General features: G+C 42.6%; 17 protein-coding genes. 16 read left to right on the top strand and 1 reads right to left on the bottom strand.

What is annotated here, in order from left to right:
* The first annotated feature begins 127 nt into the window (after positions 1–127).
* The 10 genes from DWZ61_RS03825 (at position 128) to DWZ61_RS03780 (ending at position 10,060) form a co-directional block, all read left to right on the top strand.
* Positions 128–1,660 (top strand): ABC transporter substrate-binding protein, encoded by a 1,533-nt coding sequence (locus DWZ61_RS03825; RefSeq protein ID WP_118537449.1) that lies wholly within the window; start codon positions 128–130, stop codon positions 1,658–1,660.
* A 117-nt stretch (positions 1,661–1,777) separates the two neighbouring features.
* Positions 1,778–2,701, top strand: coding sequence for an ABC transporter permease subunit (locus DWZ61_RS03820; RefSeq protein ID WP_118537448.1), 924 nt, complete (start codon positions 1,778–1,780; stop codon positions 2,699–2,701).
* A gap of 12 nt (positions 2,702–2,713) precedes the next feature.
* Positions 2,714–3,592 carry a carbohydrate ABC transporter permease gene (locus DWZ61_RS03815; protein WP_118537447.1) on the top strand — a complete coding sequence of 293 codons (879 nt, stop codon included), beginning with the start codon at positions 2,714–2,716 and terminating at the stop codon, positions 3,590–3,592.
* A gap of 16 nt (positions 3,593–3,608) precedes the next feature.
* Positions 3,609–4,988 carry a GH1 family beta-glucosidase gene (locus DWZ61_RS03810; RefSeq protein WP_118537446.1) on the top strand — a complete coding sequence of 460 codons (1,380 nt, stop codon included), beginning with the start codon at positions 3,609–3,611 and terminating at the stop codon, positions 4,986–4,988.
* Positions 4,989–5,110: 122 nt separating this feature from the next.
* Positions 5,111–5,818 (top strand): M15 family metallopeptidase, encoded by a 708-nt coding sequence (locus DWZ61_RS03805; RefSeq protein WP_172594698.1) that lies wholly within the window; start codon positions 5,111–5,113, stop codon positions 5,816–5,818.
* The gene (locus DWZ61_RS03800) at positions 5,811–6,974 is read left to right on the top strand and encodes a hypothetical protein (RefSeq protein WP_118537444.1); all 1,164 of its coding nucleotides are present in this window, start codon (positions 5,811–5,813) and stop codon (positions 6,972–6,974) included. The genes DWZ61_RS03805 and DWZ61_RS03800 overlap by 8 nt, the downstream gene beginning before the upstream one ends.
* A gap of 227 nt (positions 6,975–7,201) precedes the next feature.
* Complete coding sequence (tmk, locus tag DWZ61_RS03795) at positions 7,202–7,822, top strand: dTMP kinase (RefSeq protein ID WP_118537443.1); 621 nt, start codon at positions 7,202–7,204, stop codon at positions 7,820–7,822.
* Positions 7,819–9,153 (top strand): radical SAM protein, encoded by a 1,335-nt coding sequence (locus tag DWZ61_RS03790; protein ID WP_118537442.1) that lies wholly within the window; start codon positions 7,819–7,821, stop codon positions 9,151–9,153. The genes tmk and DWZ61_RS03790 overlap by 4 nt, the downstream gene beginning before the upstream one ends.
* Entirely contained in the window at positions 9,146–9,694 is a 549-nt protein-coding gene (locus tag DWZ61_RS03785; RefSeq protein ID WP_118537441.1) for a uracil-DNA glycosylase family protein, read from the top strand. Before DWZ61_RS03790 ends, DWZ61_RS03785 begins: the two co-directional genes overlap by 8 nt.
* Before the next feature lie 63 nt (positions 9,695–9,757).
* Entirely contained in the window at positions 9,758–10,060 is a 303-nt protein-coding gene (locus tag DWZ61_RS03780; RefSeq protein ID WP_118537440.1) for a hypothetical protein, read from the top strand.
* Between the two features lie 80 nt (positions 10,061–10,140).
* Here DWZ61_RS03780 and DWZ61_RS03775 read toward each other — a convergent pair whose 3' ends face one another.
* Entirely contained in the window at positions 10,141–10,959 is an 819-nt protein-coding gene (locus DWZ61_RS03775; RefSeq protein ID WP_118537439.1) for an AraC family transcriptional regulator, read from the bottom strand.
* Positions 10,960–11,149: 190 nt separating this feature from the next.
* Between DWZ61_RS03775 and DWZ61_RS03770 the strand changes: the two genes are divergently transcribed.
* The 6 genes from DWZ61_RS03770 (at position 11,150) to DWZ61_RS03745 (ending at position 18,504) form a co-directional block, all read left to right on the top strand.
* On the top strand, positions 11,150–13,438 hold the full coding sequence (locus DWZ61_RS03770; protein WP_118537438.1) for a glycoside hydrolase family 3 C-terminal domain-containing protein: 2,289 nt from the start codon (positions 11,150–11,152) through the stop codon (positions 13,436–13,438).
* 193 nt (positions 13,439–13,631) lie between these two features.
* The gene (locus tag DWZ61_RS03765) at positions 13,632–14,999 is read left to right on the top strand and encodes an acyclic terpene utilization AtuA family protein (RefSeq protein WP_118537437.1); all 1,368 of its coding nucleotides are present in this window, start codon (positions 13,632–13,634) and stop codon (positions 14,997–14,999) included.
* Between the two features lie 23 nt (positions 15,000–15,022).
* Positions 15,023–15,352 carry a hypothetical protein gene (locus tag DWZ61_RS03760; RefSeq protein WP_118537436.1) on the top strand — a complete coding sequence of 110 codons (330 nt, stop codon included), beginning with the start codon at positions 15,023–15,025 and terminating at the stop codon, positions 15,350–15,352.
* 21 nt (positions 15,353–15,373) lie between these two features.
* A complete protein-coding gene (locus DWZ61_RS03755; protein WP_118537435.1) occupies positions 15,374–16,579 on the top strand; it encodes a CoA transferase in 1,206 nt (401 codons plus the stop codon).
* Between the two features lie 40 nt (positions 16,580–16,619).
* On the top strand, positions 16,620–17,597 hold the full coding sequence (locus DWZ61_RS03750; RefSeq protein WP_347475409.1) for an ABC transporter permease subunit: 978 nt from the start codon (positions 16,620–16,622) through the stop codon (positions 17,595–17,597).
* Between the two features lie 10 nt (positions 17,598–17,607).
* A complete protein-coding gene (locus DWZ61_RS03745) occupies positions 17,608–18,504 on the top strand; it encodes a carbohydrate ABC transporter permease (protein ID WP_118537434.1) in 897 nt (298 codons plus the stop codon).
* Positions 18,505–18,541 lie beyond the last annotated feature (37 nt).

The following is an 18,541-nucleotide window of genomic DNA, read 5'->3' as shown; positions in this document are numbered from 1 at the left end:
GGAAGGCGGAAAGTAAAAAAACATATTTTTTTGACACAAACAACATTTTTAACAGATAGATACGATCGTGGGATTTTTTTATAATGAATTCATCATCAACGAAGACCTACGAAAGGAGAGGAAATTTATGAAAATGAAAAAGTTATTGGCAACAGGATTTGCTACCGCGATGGCAGTAACGACTCTTGCAGGATGCGGATCTGCCGCAGATAACAACGCTTCACAGAGCGCAGGCACAGACAGTGCGGCAGGAAGCACACAGGTAGCAGCGTCAAATGACGATGTGACCACCATTACCATTTATGCGTACAACAATTCCACCACGGAGGCTGCGGAAAAGGTTGCAGCAGCGGTAAGCGAGATCACAGAGCCCGCCATTGGCGTAAAAGTAAACCTTCTGACCGGCGTAAGCTCAGAGCAACTGAATCTGGCACTGGCTTCCGGAGAAGACCTGGATCTGTTCTTTGCAATGCCTTGGCAGGTATCAATGTCCACCATGGCAGCTACGAACCAGATCATTGCACTGGACGACCTGTTAGCAGAATATGCACCGGATGTATTGTCCGGTATCTCCGAGGATGACTGGCGGTGTTCTACCGTATCCGGAAGTATCTACGGAGTGCCAATGAATAAGGATAAGGCACAGGGCCGTGGTTTTGAAATGGTAAAATCCATTGCGGATGAACTGGGAATCGACTACTCCACTCCCTGGACCTACGAAGATCTGGATGCCAACCTGAGAAAAGTAAAAGAAGCATATCCGGATATGTATCCCCTGGTTCCCAACGGCGGAACAATGATCTATCCGGCATGGGCATGTGACGTGCTGAGCGATGATCTGGGCGTACTGGAAAATGCACTTTCCGACAGTACCCAGGTAGTGAATTTCTACGATACAGATTCCTTCAAGGAATATTGCAAGTGGGTATACCAATGGGCACAGGAAGGTCTGATGATGCCGGATGCAGTCAATACCACAGAAGGGTATCAGGAATTCTTCAACTCAGGTGTCGGTTTTGGTACTTTCACTTCCTTCAAGGCAGGATTTGAAGCAGAAGAGACCAGAAAATGCGGTAAAGACATCGTAGTAGTACAGATGGAGAACGGTGCACCCCATTCTACCACAAGCATGGTAAATGCAAGCTGGTGTATTGCTAATAACAGCAAGAACCCCGAAAAAGCAATGCAGATGCTGAATCTGATGTACACCAACCCCGAAGTATCCAACCTGTTAGTCAACGGTATCGAAGGCGACAACTGGGTATTTGCAGATGAGAGCAAGGGTGTGATCACCTATCCAGAAGGTGTGGATTCTTCCAATACTTCATACTCTTCCGTAGGTTGGGCTTGGCCTAATGAACAGATTACCTATGTATGGGAAGGTGATGAGCCCGATGTATGGGAACAGCTGGGTGAGTTCAACAAAAACGCACAGTCCTCTCCTGCAAAAGGATTTGTATGGGATAACTCCGGAGTACTGAATGAAGTAACCGCATGCAACAACGTAGTAGAGAAATATCGTGCAGGTCTGCTGACCGGATGTCTGGATCCTGAGACAGCTATCCCCCAGATGAATCAGGAACTGGAAGCAGCAGGCATCAACACCATCATTGAAGCAAAACAGGCACAGCTGGATGCATGGCTTGCAGAGCAGAACTAAAGCACTACAAATCATAAAAATAATCGTCCAAACCTAAAATATAAGCTTTGAAGCCAAAAGAGGTCCCGCCAGTTCTTTAGTGGGACCTCTTTCAAAAGAAAGGAACAGGTAATACTCATGAATAAGAAGAGTACTTTCGTAAAATGGAGACGTTATCTTCCTTTATATCTCATGTTGATCCCCGGTGTTGTATACATTTTTATCAACAACTATATCCCCATGGCGGGACTAATCATGGCATTTGAAAAATATGATTACAAACTGGGAATGTTTAAGAGCCCGAAGATCGGACTTGACAACTTTACTTATCTATTTGCCACAAAAGATGCACTGAATATTACCAGAAACACATTATTATATAATGCAGTATTTATTATCCTGGGGAATATCTTGGCCATTACGGTAGCAGTTCTGTTAAATGACGTGAGATCCAAGACGAAGAAAAAAATATATCAGACGCTGATTCTGATCCCTTATCTGATCTCCACAGTCATCGTCAGCTATATTGTATATGGCTTTTTAAATACACAGAACGGATTCATTAATAACTCTATTTTGGAGCCTTTGGGCAAGAATGGTATCGCCTGGTATTCACAGCCAAAGTATTGGCCTTTTATTATTACATTTGTCTATCTATGGAAAAATTTCGGCTACAGCAGCATCATCTATTTCGCAACGGTGGTGGGAATCGACAAGACCTATTATGAAGCGGCGGTGATTGACGGAGCTACCAGATGGCAGCAGGTCAGATATGTGACACTATCCAGTCTGAAACCCACAATCATCACGCTGGTGCTGATGTCCATCGGACGTATTTTCTATTCAGACTTCGGCCTGTTTTATCAGGTACCCATGAACAGCGGAGCCTTGATCGATGTGACTAATACGATCGACACTTATGTATATCGTGGACTAACAACACTGAACAACGTGGGTATGTCGGCGGCAGCAGGCTTCTATCAGTCCATCGTTGGATTCATTCTGGTACTGACCGCCAATATGATCGTCCGCAAGGTCAGCCGTGAAAATGCACTGTTTTAAGGAGATGAGATTATGGTTATAAAAGATACCAAATACCAGGTCGTGATCAATACCGTATTAATTATATTGTCTCTGATGTGTGTCATGCCGTTTATACTGTTGCTCAGTTCTTCCATCACTTCAGAGACAGCACTGGTGAAGACAGGCTACCGGTTCTGGCCCACGGAGATCGACCTGTCCGCCTATAAATATTTGCTGATGGACAGTACCTCCATTGTCAGAGGCTACGCAATATCCTTTTTCGTGACAATTGTGGGAACACTGACGAGCCTGATGCTGACTACTTTATACGCTTACCCGTTGTCCAGAAAAAATCTGCCAGGAAGAAATATTTTTGCCTTTTATATTTTCTTTACCATGTTGTTCAACGGTGGACTAGTGCCTGGCTACATGATGTGGACACAGATGTTCCATATTAAAAATACGATATTTGCTCTGATCGTTCCCGGTTTGTTGTTAAACGCATTTAATGTCATTATGATGCGTACATACTTTACGACAAACATCCCGGAGGAAGTCCTCGAAGCGGCAAGGATCGACGGTGGCGGAGAACTCTACATCCTCACTAAAGTAGTGCTTCCTATGTCAAAACCCATTATCGTGACGTTGGTACTGCTGATCGGACTGTCTTACTGGAATGACTGGCTGAATGGTCTGTACTATGTGAACCGGGATAATCTGTACAGTATTCAGGTATTGCTGAAGAAGATGATGGATGATATTGAGATGATAAAAAAGGCTTCCGCAGCCGGAGCAAGTACCATGAAGATGCCCTCCATTTCCATTCGTATGGCAGTGGCGGTTATGGGAGCACTGCCTATCATGTGTGTCTACCCATTCTTCCAGAAGTACTTTGTCAAAGGTATTGTCATCGGAGCAGTAAAAGGATAAATAAGGAGGAAACGGAATGAGCTTTCGCAAAGATTTTGTTTGGGGCGCGGCAACAGCAGCTTACCAGATTGAAGGAGCCGCTTATGAGGACGGCAGAGGAGAATCCGTTTGGGATGTGCATTGCCATGACACGCGTAAGAACCCAGAAGGAAAACAGAATATTTTAGACGGAGAGACAGGTGATGTGTCTTGTGATTTTTACCATCATTATGAGGAAGACATTCAGAGAATGAAGAATATGGGACTGAAAGCATTCCGCTTTTCCATCAGCTGGTCCAGAGTATTGCCAGACGGTACGGGACGGGTGAATGAAAAAGGACTGCAGTTTTACAGTGATTTGGTGGATGCTTTGCTAGAGGCGGAAATTGAACCCTGGGTTACTTTATTTCACTGGGATTTTCCCCAGCAATTACAGATTCGCGGGGGATGGCAGAATCCCGAGAGCCCCGAGTGGTTTGCAGAATATACGAAGGTAATCGTGGACAGACTCTCCGACAGAGTGTCCCACTGGATGACGTTAAATGAGCCCCAGTGCCATCTGATTATCGGACACGTGCAGGGAAGCTGTGCTCCGAAGTTACGGCTCACCGAGCCGGAGTATCTGCTGGCAATCCATAATCACCTGAAAGCCCACGGCAGAGCGGTGCAGGTCATCCGAAAATACGCGAAGAAAAAGCCCGAGATCGGTGTGGCATTCTGCTTCGGAAGTTCGGTGCCTGTAAGCAACCAACCTGAGGATGTGAAAGCAGCAAGAATTGCCACCCTGCGGGAAGATACGAAGGACCTGTGGGCAGTCTCCTGGTGGCTGGATCCCGTCATTTTAGGACATTATCCGGAGAAAGGCATGGAAGCCTATGGCGAGAATTGCCCGGAGGAGTTACGGAATCCGGAAGACCTGAAACTGATCTCGGAACCGTTGGATTTCCTGGGAATCAATGTCTACCAGAGCGGACGAGTGGAATCGGATGGTCAGGGGGGATATCGCGAGGCGAAGAATCCCTGCGGAGCACCGGTGACTGCAATGAAGTGGCAGGTGACACCGGAGAGTCTGTATTATGTACCGAAGTTCCTGCAGGAAAAATACAAACTTCCCATCGTAATTACGGAGAACGGACTGTCCTGTCCCGACTGGGTATTCCTGGACGGTAAGGTTCATGATCCTATGCGAATCGACTTTATGCACCGCTATTTAAGCTGTCTGAAAAAAGCGGCAGAGGAGGGAACTGATATCTGGGGTTATTTTGCCTGGTCAGCTATCGATAACATGGAGTGGAACAACGGTTATACGGAGAGATTCGGACTAATCTATGTGGATTACACCACTCAAAAGAGGATCCTTAAGGACTCCGCATACTGGTACCGCGAGGTGATTGAATCGAACGGTGAAAATCTGTAAACGAACATAAAAAAGAGACTGCTATTTTGATATGCAGTCTCTTTTTTGATGCACCAGACACTTGCCATATTTATTGGAAAAGGGGTATTATGATAAATATAAATAATAAGGAGGCTGATCCCATGAGGCCGATACCGGTGATCGGGGATCCGGAGCGCTATATAGACAGTGCGTTTGTGGATTCCGCGTTTATAGAATTGAAAAGTTGTGATCTGTGGGATGTGAAAATGCTGTATCCGATCCTGCATATGGACCATGCGGAAGAGAAGTGCTTCGTCCGTAAGGAGATGTATGAGAGGCTGGTGAAGGCGGCGGGGAATCTGCCGGATGGTTACCGGTTCCGCATCTGGGATGCCTGGCGCCCCTTTGCGCTGCAGCATGAATTGTTTGAAAAGTATTCTGTGGACATCATCCGGGATTTTCATTTAGAAGAGTTGCCGGAGGCAAAAAGGAGAGCTGCGATCTGCAAATTTGTCTCGGACCCGGTACCGGATACAAAGGTGCCTCCCGCCCATACCACCGGAGGAGCCATTGATCTGACGCTTCTGGATCCGGAGGGCAGAGAGCTTCCTATGGGATGTGGATTCGATGCTTTTACGGATAAGACCTGTGCAGCGTATTTTGAGGCACCGGAGCATGTACAGAGTGCTTTGGACGAGCAGGTTCGTGAAAACCGCCGTCTGCTTTATTATGCTATGATAGATGCGGGATTTACCAATCTGCCGTCGGAATGGTGGCATTATGATTACGGTGACCGGTTCTGGGCATATTACATGCGGAAGCCCGCAATCTATGAGGGCGTATTTACGAGGGAGGAAATTCATGGATAATCAGAAACAAAAGAAGAAAAAAAGTGTGATGGACACGCTGTCCGCCACTATGGTACTGGTGCTGATCGCACTGTTGCTGGTGTTTGTTGGATATACGTATCTGGCACTGAAGAACGGTTACACGCTGGATGACCTGATCGACAATATCGTGGGGAATCTCATCGGTGTGCTGGCGGCATTTCTGTTATTCGATATACTGAACAACAAGCTGACCCAGGATGCCTACGCCAGAGAGACCTCCCAGCAGATCACCAAGACGCTGATGGGAGAGCCGGAGATCCTGGATTCTTTCAGCGATGAAGATAAAAAGACTTTCCTGAAATCCACCATTACCTCCATGATAAAGGATGAAGATGCGGTGGATATGCTATCTACCAATATGGAGAAATATTTTGACAGGGCAAGAGGCGCCAGGATTCGGAAAATGTTCGATTACACGATCAATCTGGAGCCGAATCTGACAGAGGAATATGTAAAAGCCGGTTTCCCCGGAGCCATAGACGGAAAGTATTACCTGATCGATGAGGAATTGAAGTTCAGCGTAAAGTGTCTGGGAGGAACAGACGAGAACTACACGGGCGATGTGATCAGACTCGGTTTCGCCTATGATAAAAAGAGTCTGGATGGTGGATTGCTGGAGACCGGACAGGATGCGGATTTCACCAAGAGCATTTTCAATGAGGATCTGGTGGTGGAACCGGAAGCCGTGGACTTCATCAACAGTATTCCCGCGGACAAGGTCCGGGATGTGATCAATGACCTGTTCATGCCGATTTTGCGAATTGACAACAGCGGAGATAATGACGACGAAGCGCAGTTCGAAGTAGAGCGAAAGAGCAACGGATTTATCCTGAAATTCAAGTTGGATTTTGACCGGAATGAGGCAAGCGGGGAGCATCTGGTCAGCATCTATTTCAAGATGCCCCGGGTATGGAACTCTATTTTCGAGGTGACTCTGGTGGATCCGACCAAGGAGCCCCATATCAAGCTGAAATACAAGAATGGAATGGATGTCACTATGTATTCCTATCTCAATAAGGAAAGCACTGCCAATGTCGGAGCCTGCATCCAGAGAGCCGGACTCTATGACATTGCGATCAAGGACGAGTGGATCTACCCCAAGAGCGGCGTGATCTTTCATATTAAAAAGGCATAATTTGCCAATAAATGTAATTGCAATCAAAGAACTTCTATGCTATTGTGGATATAAAGCATAGAAGTTTTTTTATGCATCTAATTAATTCTTATATATGTATGATTCGAGTTTTTAATCCCAACTTTTATTGAAAAATGACCTTATTTGACCGGAAGCAATATTTGTAAGAATTACAGATATTCAGCCATAAATATTATATAAGTACATTAACGAAGGAGGAAAATTTAATGCAAAGCAGAATGAACAATACTGGTTATTTTGTGGCAGTAGATGGACCTAATGGAAGTGGAAAGACCACAGTAATTAATGCAATAGCAGAAAAACTGGGTTTGATGGGGTATAAAGTAAAAGTGACGAGGGAACCGACAAATTCTATATTGGGAGAATTTGTGCGAAAATATGCAGAAGGACACAAGGGATTAAGCACTGCATGTATGGTAACGGCAGATCGATACGAACATATTAAAAATGAAATTGAACCTATGCTTTATGATGGCAACATTGTCATTACAGACCGTTATATTTTATCATCATTGATATTGCAAAGAATGGATGGAGTGAATGCTGATTATATAATGGATTTAAACGCACTGATAATACGTCCGGATCTTCAAGTTACGATTATGGCTGATGTGGGGACTCTTCAGAAAAGATTATCTGATCGTGCTGAACTAACAAGGTTTGAAAAGAATAATCGATCGGATGAAGAACTGTATTATATGGAAAAAGGAATAGAAATATTGAAGAAAAATGGAATATCGGTTTTAGAAATAAATAACTGTACCGAATTGGATAAAAATGTAGATACTATCGTTGAACATATTGTAAAAGAGGTGAAAAGGAAATGAAAAAATGTATTCTTATTAATTCGCCTATATTTTGGGATGCTGCCGCAGAAGGAGAAAACTATCTTTCACCGCTTGGACTTGGATATATAGCTACATATGTAGAGAAGGCCGGGATTCAGGTTGAAATACTGGATGCTGTGAAACAAAGAAAGTCGGTAGAAGATATTGTTAAATATATAGAGGAGAAACAGCCGGATTATGTCGGAATAAATATTTTTACCCAAAACTATAAATTGGTAAAGGCTATTTGCGAGCAGACCAAGGTGAAATGTGAGTGGTTTATTGGTGGACTGGTAGTGGGCAGCATTTATGAGGAAATTGTAAAATGGAATCTTAAGAACAGAATGAATATTATTATAGGTGATGGCGAATATATTATTCCAACAATTATTTTAGATAACAAAAAGGTAGAACCAATTAAAAAAATTGAAAATATAAAAGTTTTTAGAGTAGATGCAGAATCAGAATTTTTTCCAAGAGATATTTCAGATATTGTATTGAATAGAAAATTTTTCCACGATGAAATAATAAAAAATCATTATGGCGAAAGAGAAATAGCAATGGTAACATCGAGAGGATGCATTTACAACTGTGCTTTTTGCGGAGGGGCAAGAAGTGTGAACGGAGGGATTCCTGTCAGAATTAGATCAGAACAAAGCATTGTGAATGAAATCAACGATATATTAAAGATGTATCCGGAGGTGAAAAGTATCAGGGTTTTGGATGATTTATTTCTGAGTAATAAACAGCGTATTAAACAGGCAATACATGTATTTTCAAAATATCCGCAGTTGAGTTGGAGAGGAATGGCGCATGTGCTTTCTTTAAAGCCAAATTTAGATGATATAGAAAAACTGAAAGGGGCTAATTGCAGAGAACTATTTATGGGAATAGAATCCGGATCAGAATCCATGAGAAAAAAGATCAACAAAGTAGGAAGTATTGGAGATGTTATAGAAGTGGCTCAAAAAATTTTGCAGGAGGGTATTGACTTAAAAGGATATTTCATTTATGGTTTTCCACAAGAGACGGAATGTGATTTCCAACAAACATTTGAACTGGCAAGAAAAATTAGCAATATTTCACAGACAACAGAGGGCAATTTTAGGACGAGTGTTTTTCAATTCAGACCATATCATGGAACAAAGTTGTATAATGACATTGTGTCTGAGAAGGGAATTGTCCATGAATGTGAATTTAATGACATAATAAGTAAATTCAAGGGAAGAAACCAATTTAACTTTGATTTTGGTAACTATAGCGAAGTTTCAGATGAAATTTTGAACCAATATATTATCAAAACACAAGAGATAGGGGAAGGAAATGCTTGAAGATATACGGATGTGTAGTAAATGCGGATTATGCAATAATCAAAGACCATTGTTGGATTCGGAAAGACCGTGTCAGGTTTTTTGGGTTGGACTGTCTGCTAAAAAAATTACATCTGAAGAGGAAACACCTTTATCAGAGCAGACAAATACTGGAAAACTGATACAAAAGATAGAAGAGATGTGTAATGAAGTGAGTACTTATAAAACCAATCTGGTAAAGTGTCTTCCGCTTACGGAACAACAGAAATTGCGTTATCCCAGCAAAAAAGAAATGGATAAATGTTTTGACAATTTAGTAAGTGAAATTAATGCGATGTCACCTAAAATTGTATTTTTGTTGGGAGAAAAAGTTTATTCTTCTGTCGCAAGGCATTTACATTTAGATTTTGAAAAGTGGAATGATTTCGAATATCATTATACAGAATGTAATGGAACCTATTATGTTCCAATTCATCATCCATCATATATATGTGTCTATAAGAGAAAACAAATGGACGATTATATCGCAGCAGTTGAAAAAATGATTAATGAATTGTTATGAAATTGATATTAAGTATAGGATGCAAAGGGTAAAGGCAGAATGAAACCAAGATCTCCCCAAAGTATGCAATTATATAAAATGCTCCTATCCCGCGGCTACCCGGAATCGTTCTGTGATCTGGTGACGAAGAATCTGAATACGGATTTTACGGCGAGCCGTATGATCGGTTATCTGTGTCATTATTCTGATCTGCCGCCGGAGGAGATCGCGGACGAAATGCTGTCGATCTTAAGTGACCGCAATCGCATTATGCAGAAGAAAGAACTGGAAAGCAATAATGCAGAGTGGAATCGTATTCTGATGCAGGGACTGGGGATTGATACAGAAGAGGATGATGGCGACATGGTAGATCCGACAGATTTTTGACGGTGATTACGGCTGCGAGGAACGCTTGCCCGGACAGGGAGGTAATAACATGGAATACATTACAAGAGACGAAGCATTCCTCACTGCTTCCGGAAATCCCTCGGAGCACAGCCGTATACCTGCTTAAAGGTGCGCAGGAATAATTTATAGTTCGTGACTCCGTGCCGATCCAGTATTTCGCTGATGCTCAGATCGGTGTCTTTTAAATCCTTGCAGACATGCGTCAGACGCACGCTGTTGATATAGGAAGTGAGGGTGGTTCCCATGTTCCGTCGGAAAAAACGGCAGAAATATTCTGGGTTCAGATGAGCCAGGGAGGCTGCATTTTCCAGAGAAATGGCTTCGGCGTAATGGGATTGGATGTACTGAATCACCGGTTCGAGGCGATGCAGATTTTTCTGACTCTGAATCCGGGAAGTATTGTCGACGGTGACCTTATAGTGGGTCATAAGGATGTATAAAAAATCATAAAGCAGACCGGAAAACCGCAAAGTATAGCTTTGCGGTTTTTTTGTATAGAGATCGCCCATGGAAGTCAGAATCTCCTGAATCTGCGCATCGGCAGAAAAATCCCTGCGGGAGAACAGAAAACGGATGCTTTCATATTCTGGGATGGCACCTATGAGAAACGCATAAGGAATCTGTAATAACAGAACCCGGGACGGTGTCGTGGTCCGGGTAGCATGGACGGCGGCGGAATTTACCACATGATAATCTCCGGCATGCAGCAACAGAACCCGCTGTCCCTCAATGAGTTCCATGGAACCCTCATAGATATAGATAACTTCCATGCTTCGATGCCAGTGTTCCGGTATGTAATCGTTATTGCTGTTATAGATTGCAAAACGGACGTTGATTCCGCTTTCAAAAGCAACCTCTTCGTGTGGAAATTGCGGCATCGCAAAGCCTCCTTCTGAAATTATATTATTTCCCGCGATATATTTATATCATAGAATAAAAAGAAGGAAAAAGTCAATATTGACCTAAAAAGAAGTCATAATCAGATATAGGAATCAATGTGAAAAATTGCTAAACTGGTAAACAGAAAGAGCAAGTGGACAAGGTTGAATGACAGGAGGTTATAGCAACATGACAAAGAAAAAAATCAAAGATCTGATAGCAAAAATGACATTGGAGGAAAAGGCGGCAATGTGTTCCGGAGCAGATTTCTGGCATACTGAAAGCTGCGAGCGACTGGGGATTCCCGCAAGTATGGTATCCGACGGTCCTCACGGTCTGCGCAAGCAGGATGACAAGGCGGATCATCTTGGAGTAAATGAGAGTATTAAAGCAGTATGTTTCCCGGCAGGATGCGGAACCGCTGCATCCTTTAACAGAGATCTGTTGTATCATATGGGCGAGACACTGGGCAATGAGTGTCAGGCAGAAGGCGTCAGTGTCATTCTGGGGCCGGCTGTGAACATCAAACGATCTCCTCTGTGCGGTCGTAATTTTGAATACTATTCAGAGGATCCCCTGGTGGCGAGTGAGACTGCAGGCTCTCTGATCCGCGGTGTGCAGAGCAAGCATGTGGGAACCAGTTTAAAGCATTTTCTGGCGAATAATCAGGAGACCCGCAGAATGTCCGTGAATGAGATCATTGACGAGAGAACACTGAACGAGATCTATCTGGCAGCATTTGAGGGAGCGGTGAAGAAGGCAAAACCCTGGACAGTTATGTGCTCTTATAACAGGATCAACGGTACTTATGCCGCGGCTCATCACAAATATCTCACAGAGACCCTGAGAGATAAGTGGGGATTTGACGGTTATGTCATGAGTGACTGGGGCGCAGTCAATGACCGTGTGGAAGACTTAAAAGCAGGTCTCGATCTGGAGATGCCTTCCTCTATGGGAGTCAATGATAAGCTGATCGTAGAAGCGGTACAGAACGGAACACTGGAGGAACAGGTACTGGATACCGCAGTGGAACGTATTCTGAACATCGTATATCGTTATACCGAGAACCGAGATACCGAAGCGGTGTTTAATCTGGATCACGACCATGAGGCGGCGAAGAAAGTGGCGGAAGAGACCATTGTATTGTTGAAGAATGAGAATGTGCTGCCGCTGACAGAGGGCGAAGAGATCGCCTTTATCGGAAAATATGCGAAAAAGCCCAGATATCAGGGCGGCGGCAGTTCCCATATCAACAGTCATAAGATCACAGGAGCCCTGGATGCGGCAGAGGCAGCAGGCAATACACATATTGTGTATGCCCAGGGATTTGATGACAAAGAAGACAAGACGGATGAGGTACTACTGGCAGAAGCCGTGGAGACAGCTAAAAAGGCAAAGGCAGCCGTGATTTTCGCAGGACTGCCGGATGCATTTGAATCCGAAGGCTTTGATCGTAAACATATGCGGATGCCGGATTGCCAGAACGAATTGATCGAAAGAGTGGAAGCGGTACAGCCTAACACCATAGTCGTATTGCACAACGGTGCACCGGTGGAGATGCCCTGGGCAGATCGTGTGAAAGGTATTCTGGAAGCCTATCTTGGAGGACAGGCTGTGGGAGGTGCCGAGTATGACATCCTCTTCGGCAAGGTGAATCCCAGTGCGAAGCTTCCGGAGACATTCCCGAAGCAGTTGGAAGATAATCCTTCTTATCTTGCCGGCTTCGGTGAGGGCGACCACGTGGAATACCGGGAAGGCATTTTCGTGGGATACCGCTATTATGATAAGAAGAAAATGGATGTATTGTTCCCCTTCGGCTACGGATTGTCCTATACCACATTTGCCTACAGCAATCTGTGTTTGGACAAAAAGACAATGAAAGACACAGAAGAACTGACGGTGTCTGTGGATGTGACCAATACCGGAGACAGAACAGGTAAGGAAGTTGTACAGCTCTATGTGGCGGATAAAGATAGCACTGTGATCCGACCGGTGAAAGAGCTGCGGGATTTTGTCAAGATCGAACTGGCACCCGGAGAGACAAAGACAGTAACTTTTACGCTTGGAAAGCGAGCCTTTGCTTACTATGATGTACAGATCCATGACTGGCAGGTGGAGACCGGAGAGTTCGAGATCCTTATAGGAGCATCTTCCAGAGACATTGCTCTCAGAGATACCGTGACTGTAGAATCCACCGTGAAGATTCCCTTCCACTATACCACAGATACGACAATGGGCGACATCATGAGCCGCCCGGAGGCCTGGAAACTGGTACAGAGTGTTCTGAGCAAAGGAATGTTCGGTCATGACAGCGAGGTCAGCGAAGGCGGCGATGCCGCGAAGGAAGCCATCAGCGATGAGATGAATGCAGCGATGCTTCAGTATATGCCCCTGCGCGGACCGGTCAGTTTCGGCGGCGGAGTCAGCATGGCAGATGTACAGAAGTTGGTGGACCGCCTGAATGCCATGGAAGAATAATTAACTGTTTATATATAGCAATCCCTAAAAGTTAGGCAAAAACTAACTTTTAGGGATTTTTATATATACCGCTGAGTGACATTTTTAAGTCGGATGAATGCAAGAAAGAATGTGGAGAATTGTTATAATTAGAATATGAAAAATAAACAGACATAGAAAGCCGCATTACCAAGGCACGTTAAGGAGGAAACGGATGAAAAAAATAGCAATTGGCGGAGGACAGGGATTTTGGGGAGATTCTCCAGATGCTGCTATCCATATGATTCACAATGCAGATATTCAATATCTTGCATGTGACTATCTGGCAGAACTGACGCTGTCCATTATGGCAAAGCAACAACTAAAAGATCCATCAAAAGGTTATGCTCCTGATTTTGTGACAAGATTGTTGAAAGCAGCAGGAAAAACTGCTTGGGAAAGAAATATTAAAATTTTGACAAATGCAGGTGGCATGAATATTTCAGGATGTGTAGATGCTATTCGACAGTATGCAACTGAAGAAAATATGAAAGGGTATAAAATCGGTTATGTAACAGGGGACGACATTAAATCAAAAATCCCGCAGCTGTTAAAGGATGGATGGACATTTCCGAATTTTGACTACGAAGGCGATTTCATGGATATTGTTGATAAAATATATAATTGCAATGCCTACATTGGTCATGAAGGCATTCAAAGTGCAATTGAAGACGGAGCAGATGTTGTAGTCACCGGAAGAGCAGCTGATAGCGCACTTTTCCTGGCTCCGTTGGCTTATGAATTTGGTTGGAAAGACAATGACTGGGATAACCTTGCAAGAGGAATTATGGCAGGACATTTACTGGAATGTGGTGGACAGGGAGCAGGCGGCAATTATATGTATGATTGGCGTAGCGTACCTCAGATGGAAAATCTCGGATTTCCTATTGCAGAGTTGACAGATAAAACATTTGAAATTACTAAGGCCCCTGATTGTGGAGGAGTCATTTGCGAGCAAAGTTGTAAGGAACAATTTTTATATGAAGTGCTAGATCCGGCAAATTATCTGACTCCTGATGTAAATGTGGATATTAGTAATGCTACTATTACACAGGTTGGTGATAATCGCGTCAGAATTGATCATATTCATGGTAAAGAGAAACCGGATACTTTGAAATTGTGTGTTGGGTATCATAAAGGGTGGAAGACGGTTTCAATGTTGAGCTTTGCATGGCCTGATGCTTATGAAAAAGCCCGATATTGTGCAGACATTATCATGAAGAAAATGAAGCAAAAGGGAATGAAAGCGGATGATGTTCATATCAGTTTTATTGGTCTGAACAGCCTTCATCTTAATGTGGCTGATATGAGTGAAGAAGCATTGAAAAATCTGAACGAGTGTGTAATGCGCATTGCTGTATTTTCAGAGGATAAGAATGAATGTGCGAAGATCATCCCGGAAATCAGCCCTATGCAGTTAAACGGACCTCCCGGAGCATCTTTCTTCGGAGGAAGGGCTCGTGTGCAGGAAGTTATGGCACTGTGGCCGACATCTGTTCCACGAGAGGCAGTAGAGATCAAGAGCCATATTATTACAATATAGTTTTGCATAGAGAGGACAAGATTATGAGAGAAATATTATTGAATGATATCGCTCATGGAAGAAGCGGTGACAAGGGAGATACCAGCAATATCTGTGTATTTGCCAGAAAACCTGAATATTATGAAATTATTAAAAGAGAAGTAACGCCCGAAAGACTACACAATTTTTTCGGCGACATGGTAAAGGGCGAAATTATAAGATATGAAGTTCCCAGCCTTGGTGGATTTAATTTTGTACTCAAACATGCACTTGGAGGTGGTGCAACCATGAGCTTGCGGTTGGACAGCCTTGGAAAATCTATGGGGAGTGCCATTATGAGATTAAAGATTCACGTAAAAGATGAGGAATTATAAGGGGATCGGAGGTGAGACCTTATGGGATTAGAAAAAGTGGAAGCACTACAGAATTTGGTAGTTCTTGACTTGACCCGGGTAGTAGCAGGACCCTATGCAGGCTCTATATTGGGAGACTTCGGTGCTGAAGTAATAAAAATCGAAGTGCCGGAAAAAGGTGATGATGCCAGAAGCTATGGTCCTTACAGAAATGGAGAAAGTGTTTACTATGCGAACCTGAATCGCAATAAAAAAGGAATTACATTGAATTTGAAGACGGAAGAAGGGAAAAAAATCTTCCTGGAACTGGTGAATAAGGCAGATATTCTCTTGGAAAATTATCGACCTGGGGTTATGGAACGATTGGGATTGGGATATGAAGTTTTGAGAGAAAAAAACCCACGCCTTATTTACGGAGCAGTGTCAGGCTTTGGCTGCTATGGATCGTACTCTGACAGACCGGGTTATGATATTATTTCACAGGCAATGGGAGGTCTTATGAGCGTTACCGGTGCAAAAAACGGAGATCCTACGCGTTCCGGAAATGCCATGGGTGATATACTGGGCGGTATGAATCTTGTGATTGGTGTTTTAATGGCTTTGAACGTAAGAACACTCACCGGAAAAGGACAAAAGGTAGATGTATCATTGGTAGATTCTGTAGTGGCCAGCCTGGAGAATGCATATACAAGATATTTTGAGTCGGGGCAACTTCCTGTAAGAAATGGAAATGCGTATGCATCTATTGCACCCTATGATAGTTATCAGGCGAAGGATGGTCAGGTTATTATAGCATGTGGAAATCAAAAGCTATATGAGAAGCTTTGCAACGAAGTTCTTCATATGCCATGGATGATAACGGATGAACGTTTTCTTACGGTTTCTTTGAGAGTACAGAATAACGAAATACAAAAGAAATATATTGAAGAGTGGACAACGCAATATACTGTGAATGAAATTGTAGAAAATGTATTGGCAAAAGGAATTCCGGCAGGCCCCATCTATAATGTAAGGCAGATCACAGAAGATAAACATATCGCCATAGAACGTGAAATGTTTGTGGAGATAGAACACCCTGTGATTGGGAAAATGAAAGTAAATGGCAATCCTATTAAGTTGATGGATAATATGCCTGAGATCAGTAAACCGGCACCAACACTCGGACAACATAATGAGGAAATATTCTGTGGGTTACTGAAACATTCCGAGGAACAGATTAAGGAATGGAGGAAACATAACATTATATGATGGAAGATATACCATTCAGTGCCATTATGAAGTCGCCTGAATGCAAGAAAGAATCTTGAAAACTGATATAATGGAAATACATAGAAAAGGTGGTGGAGAGATGAAAACAAAAAAACACAATTGGAAAAGATGGCTACCGCTCTACTTGATGATGGCACCTGGATTAATCTATATTTTTATCAATAATTATATTCCTATGTTTGGTACAATTATTGCCTTTAAACATATCAATTACCAGAAAGGCATTTTGGGGAGTGATTGGGTAGGACTGAAAAATTTCAAATTTTTGTTTGCCACAAACGATGCCTGGGTAATTACAAGGAATACGTTATTGTATAATCTTGCTTTTATAGTGATTAATACAGTGGTTGGAATTATTCTTGCAATTTTTATATGCGACGTTGTGAGCAAAAAATTAAAAAAGCTTTATCAAAGTGCGGTATTGCTCCCCTATCTGATGTCAATTGTAATTATTAGCTATATTGTTTTCGCATTTCTTTCAACAGAAAACGGAATGGTGAATAATTCACTGCTGATTCCATTCGGGAAAAATCCGATTTCGTGGTATGCGGAACCAAAATACTGGCCGTTTATTTTGACACTTGTGAATGTATGGAAGGGAGTCGGATATGGTTGCTTGATTTATATCTCGGCGATCAATGGTATTCCCAAAGATTACTATGAAGCTGCAAATTTAGATGGAGCAGGTAAGTGGAAACAGATTCGATGTATTACGCTTCCATCCTTAGTCCCTTCGGTGATTACGCTTACTTTGTTATCGATTGGAAGAATTTTCTATTCTGATTTCGGATTGTTTTATCAGGTACCGTTGGACTCCGGAACATTGTATTCTACGACAAATGTAATTGATACTTATGTATATAGAGCACTGATTAAACTGGGAAATGTTGGAATGTCTTCTGCTGCTTGCCTATATCAGTCGGTTGTAGGATTTGTTTTAGTTCTCACCGCTAATTTGATCGTTAGGAAAGTAAGTAAGGAAAACGCACTGTTTTAGGAGGAGAAAAATGATCCGTTCAAAATCGAATATGCGGTTTCAGATTTTAGCGAATTTTATACTGATTCTGTTTACCATATTTGTAATTACCCCTTTTATTCTTTTGATTATGTCTTCCTTTACGGAGGAAAGTACACTGATAAGAAACGGATATTCATTTTTTCCGGAAAAATTCAGTTTGGGAGCCTATGCTTACATATGGAAAAATGCGTCTAAGATAATGAGGGCCTATGGAATTACAATTTTGGTCACAGTAGTTGGAACAGCTGTCAATGTTATGCTGTCAACAATGATTGCCTATCCGTTATCTCTTGAACAATTGCCTGGAAGAAGAGCAATAACTTTTTACCTTTTCTTTACGATGCTTTTTAGCGGTGGATTGGTACCATCCTATTTGTTGTACAGTAATTATTTTCATATAAAAAATACAATTTGGGCTTTAATTGTTCCTAACCTGTTGCTGTCGGCAATGAGTGTGCTATTAATACGTACATATATATCAACAAGTATACCATCAGCATTGTTTGAGGCTGCAAAGGTAGATGGGGCAGGAGAATTTACAGTATTTTTTAAACTGGTGATTCCTTTGTCTAAACCCATTATTGTAACGATGGGAACTTTTGCCGGTCTGGGTTACTGGAATGACTGGACAAATGGTTTATATTACCTTACGGATACTAAATATTATAGTATCCAGAATCTGTTGAATAAAATGATTACAGATATACAGGTATTGTCTTCTAATTCGTCCATGGCTTCACAAGCCTCTTCGGAAATGGCAAAATTACCTACAGTAGGTGTACGTATGGCGATTGCGGTTGTAGCAATGCTGCCGATATTTGTATTATTTCCGTTTTTACAGAAATATTTCCAAAAAGGAATTGCATTAGGAGCAGTAAAGGGTTAATACATTGCCCTTACAAGATAAAATAAATATATGGGAG

This window comes from Clostridium sp. AF34-10BH (genome assembly GCF_003478095.1).
GTDB classification, from domain to species: domain Bacteria; phylum Bacillota; class Clostridia; order Lachnospirales; family Lachnospiraceae; genus Acetatifactor; species Acetatifactor acetigignens.
The sequence above is the reverse complement of the archived record's forward strand: the minus strand, read 5'-3'. Positions and strand labels throughout refer to the sequence as shown.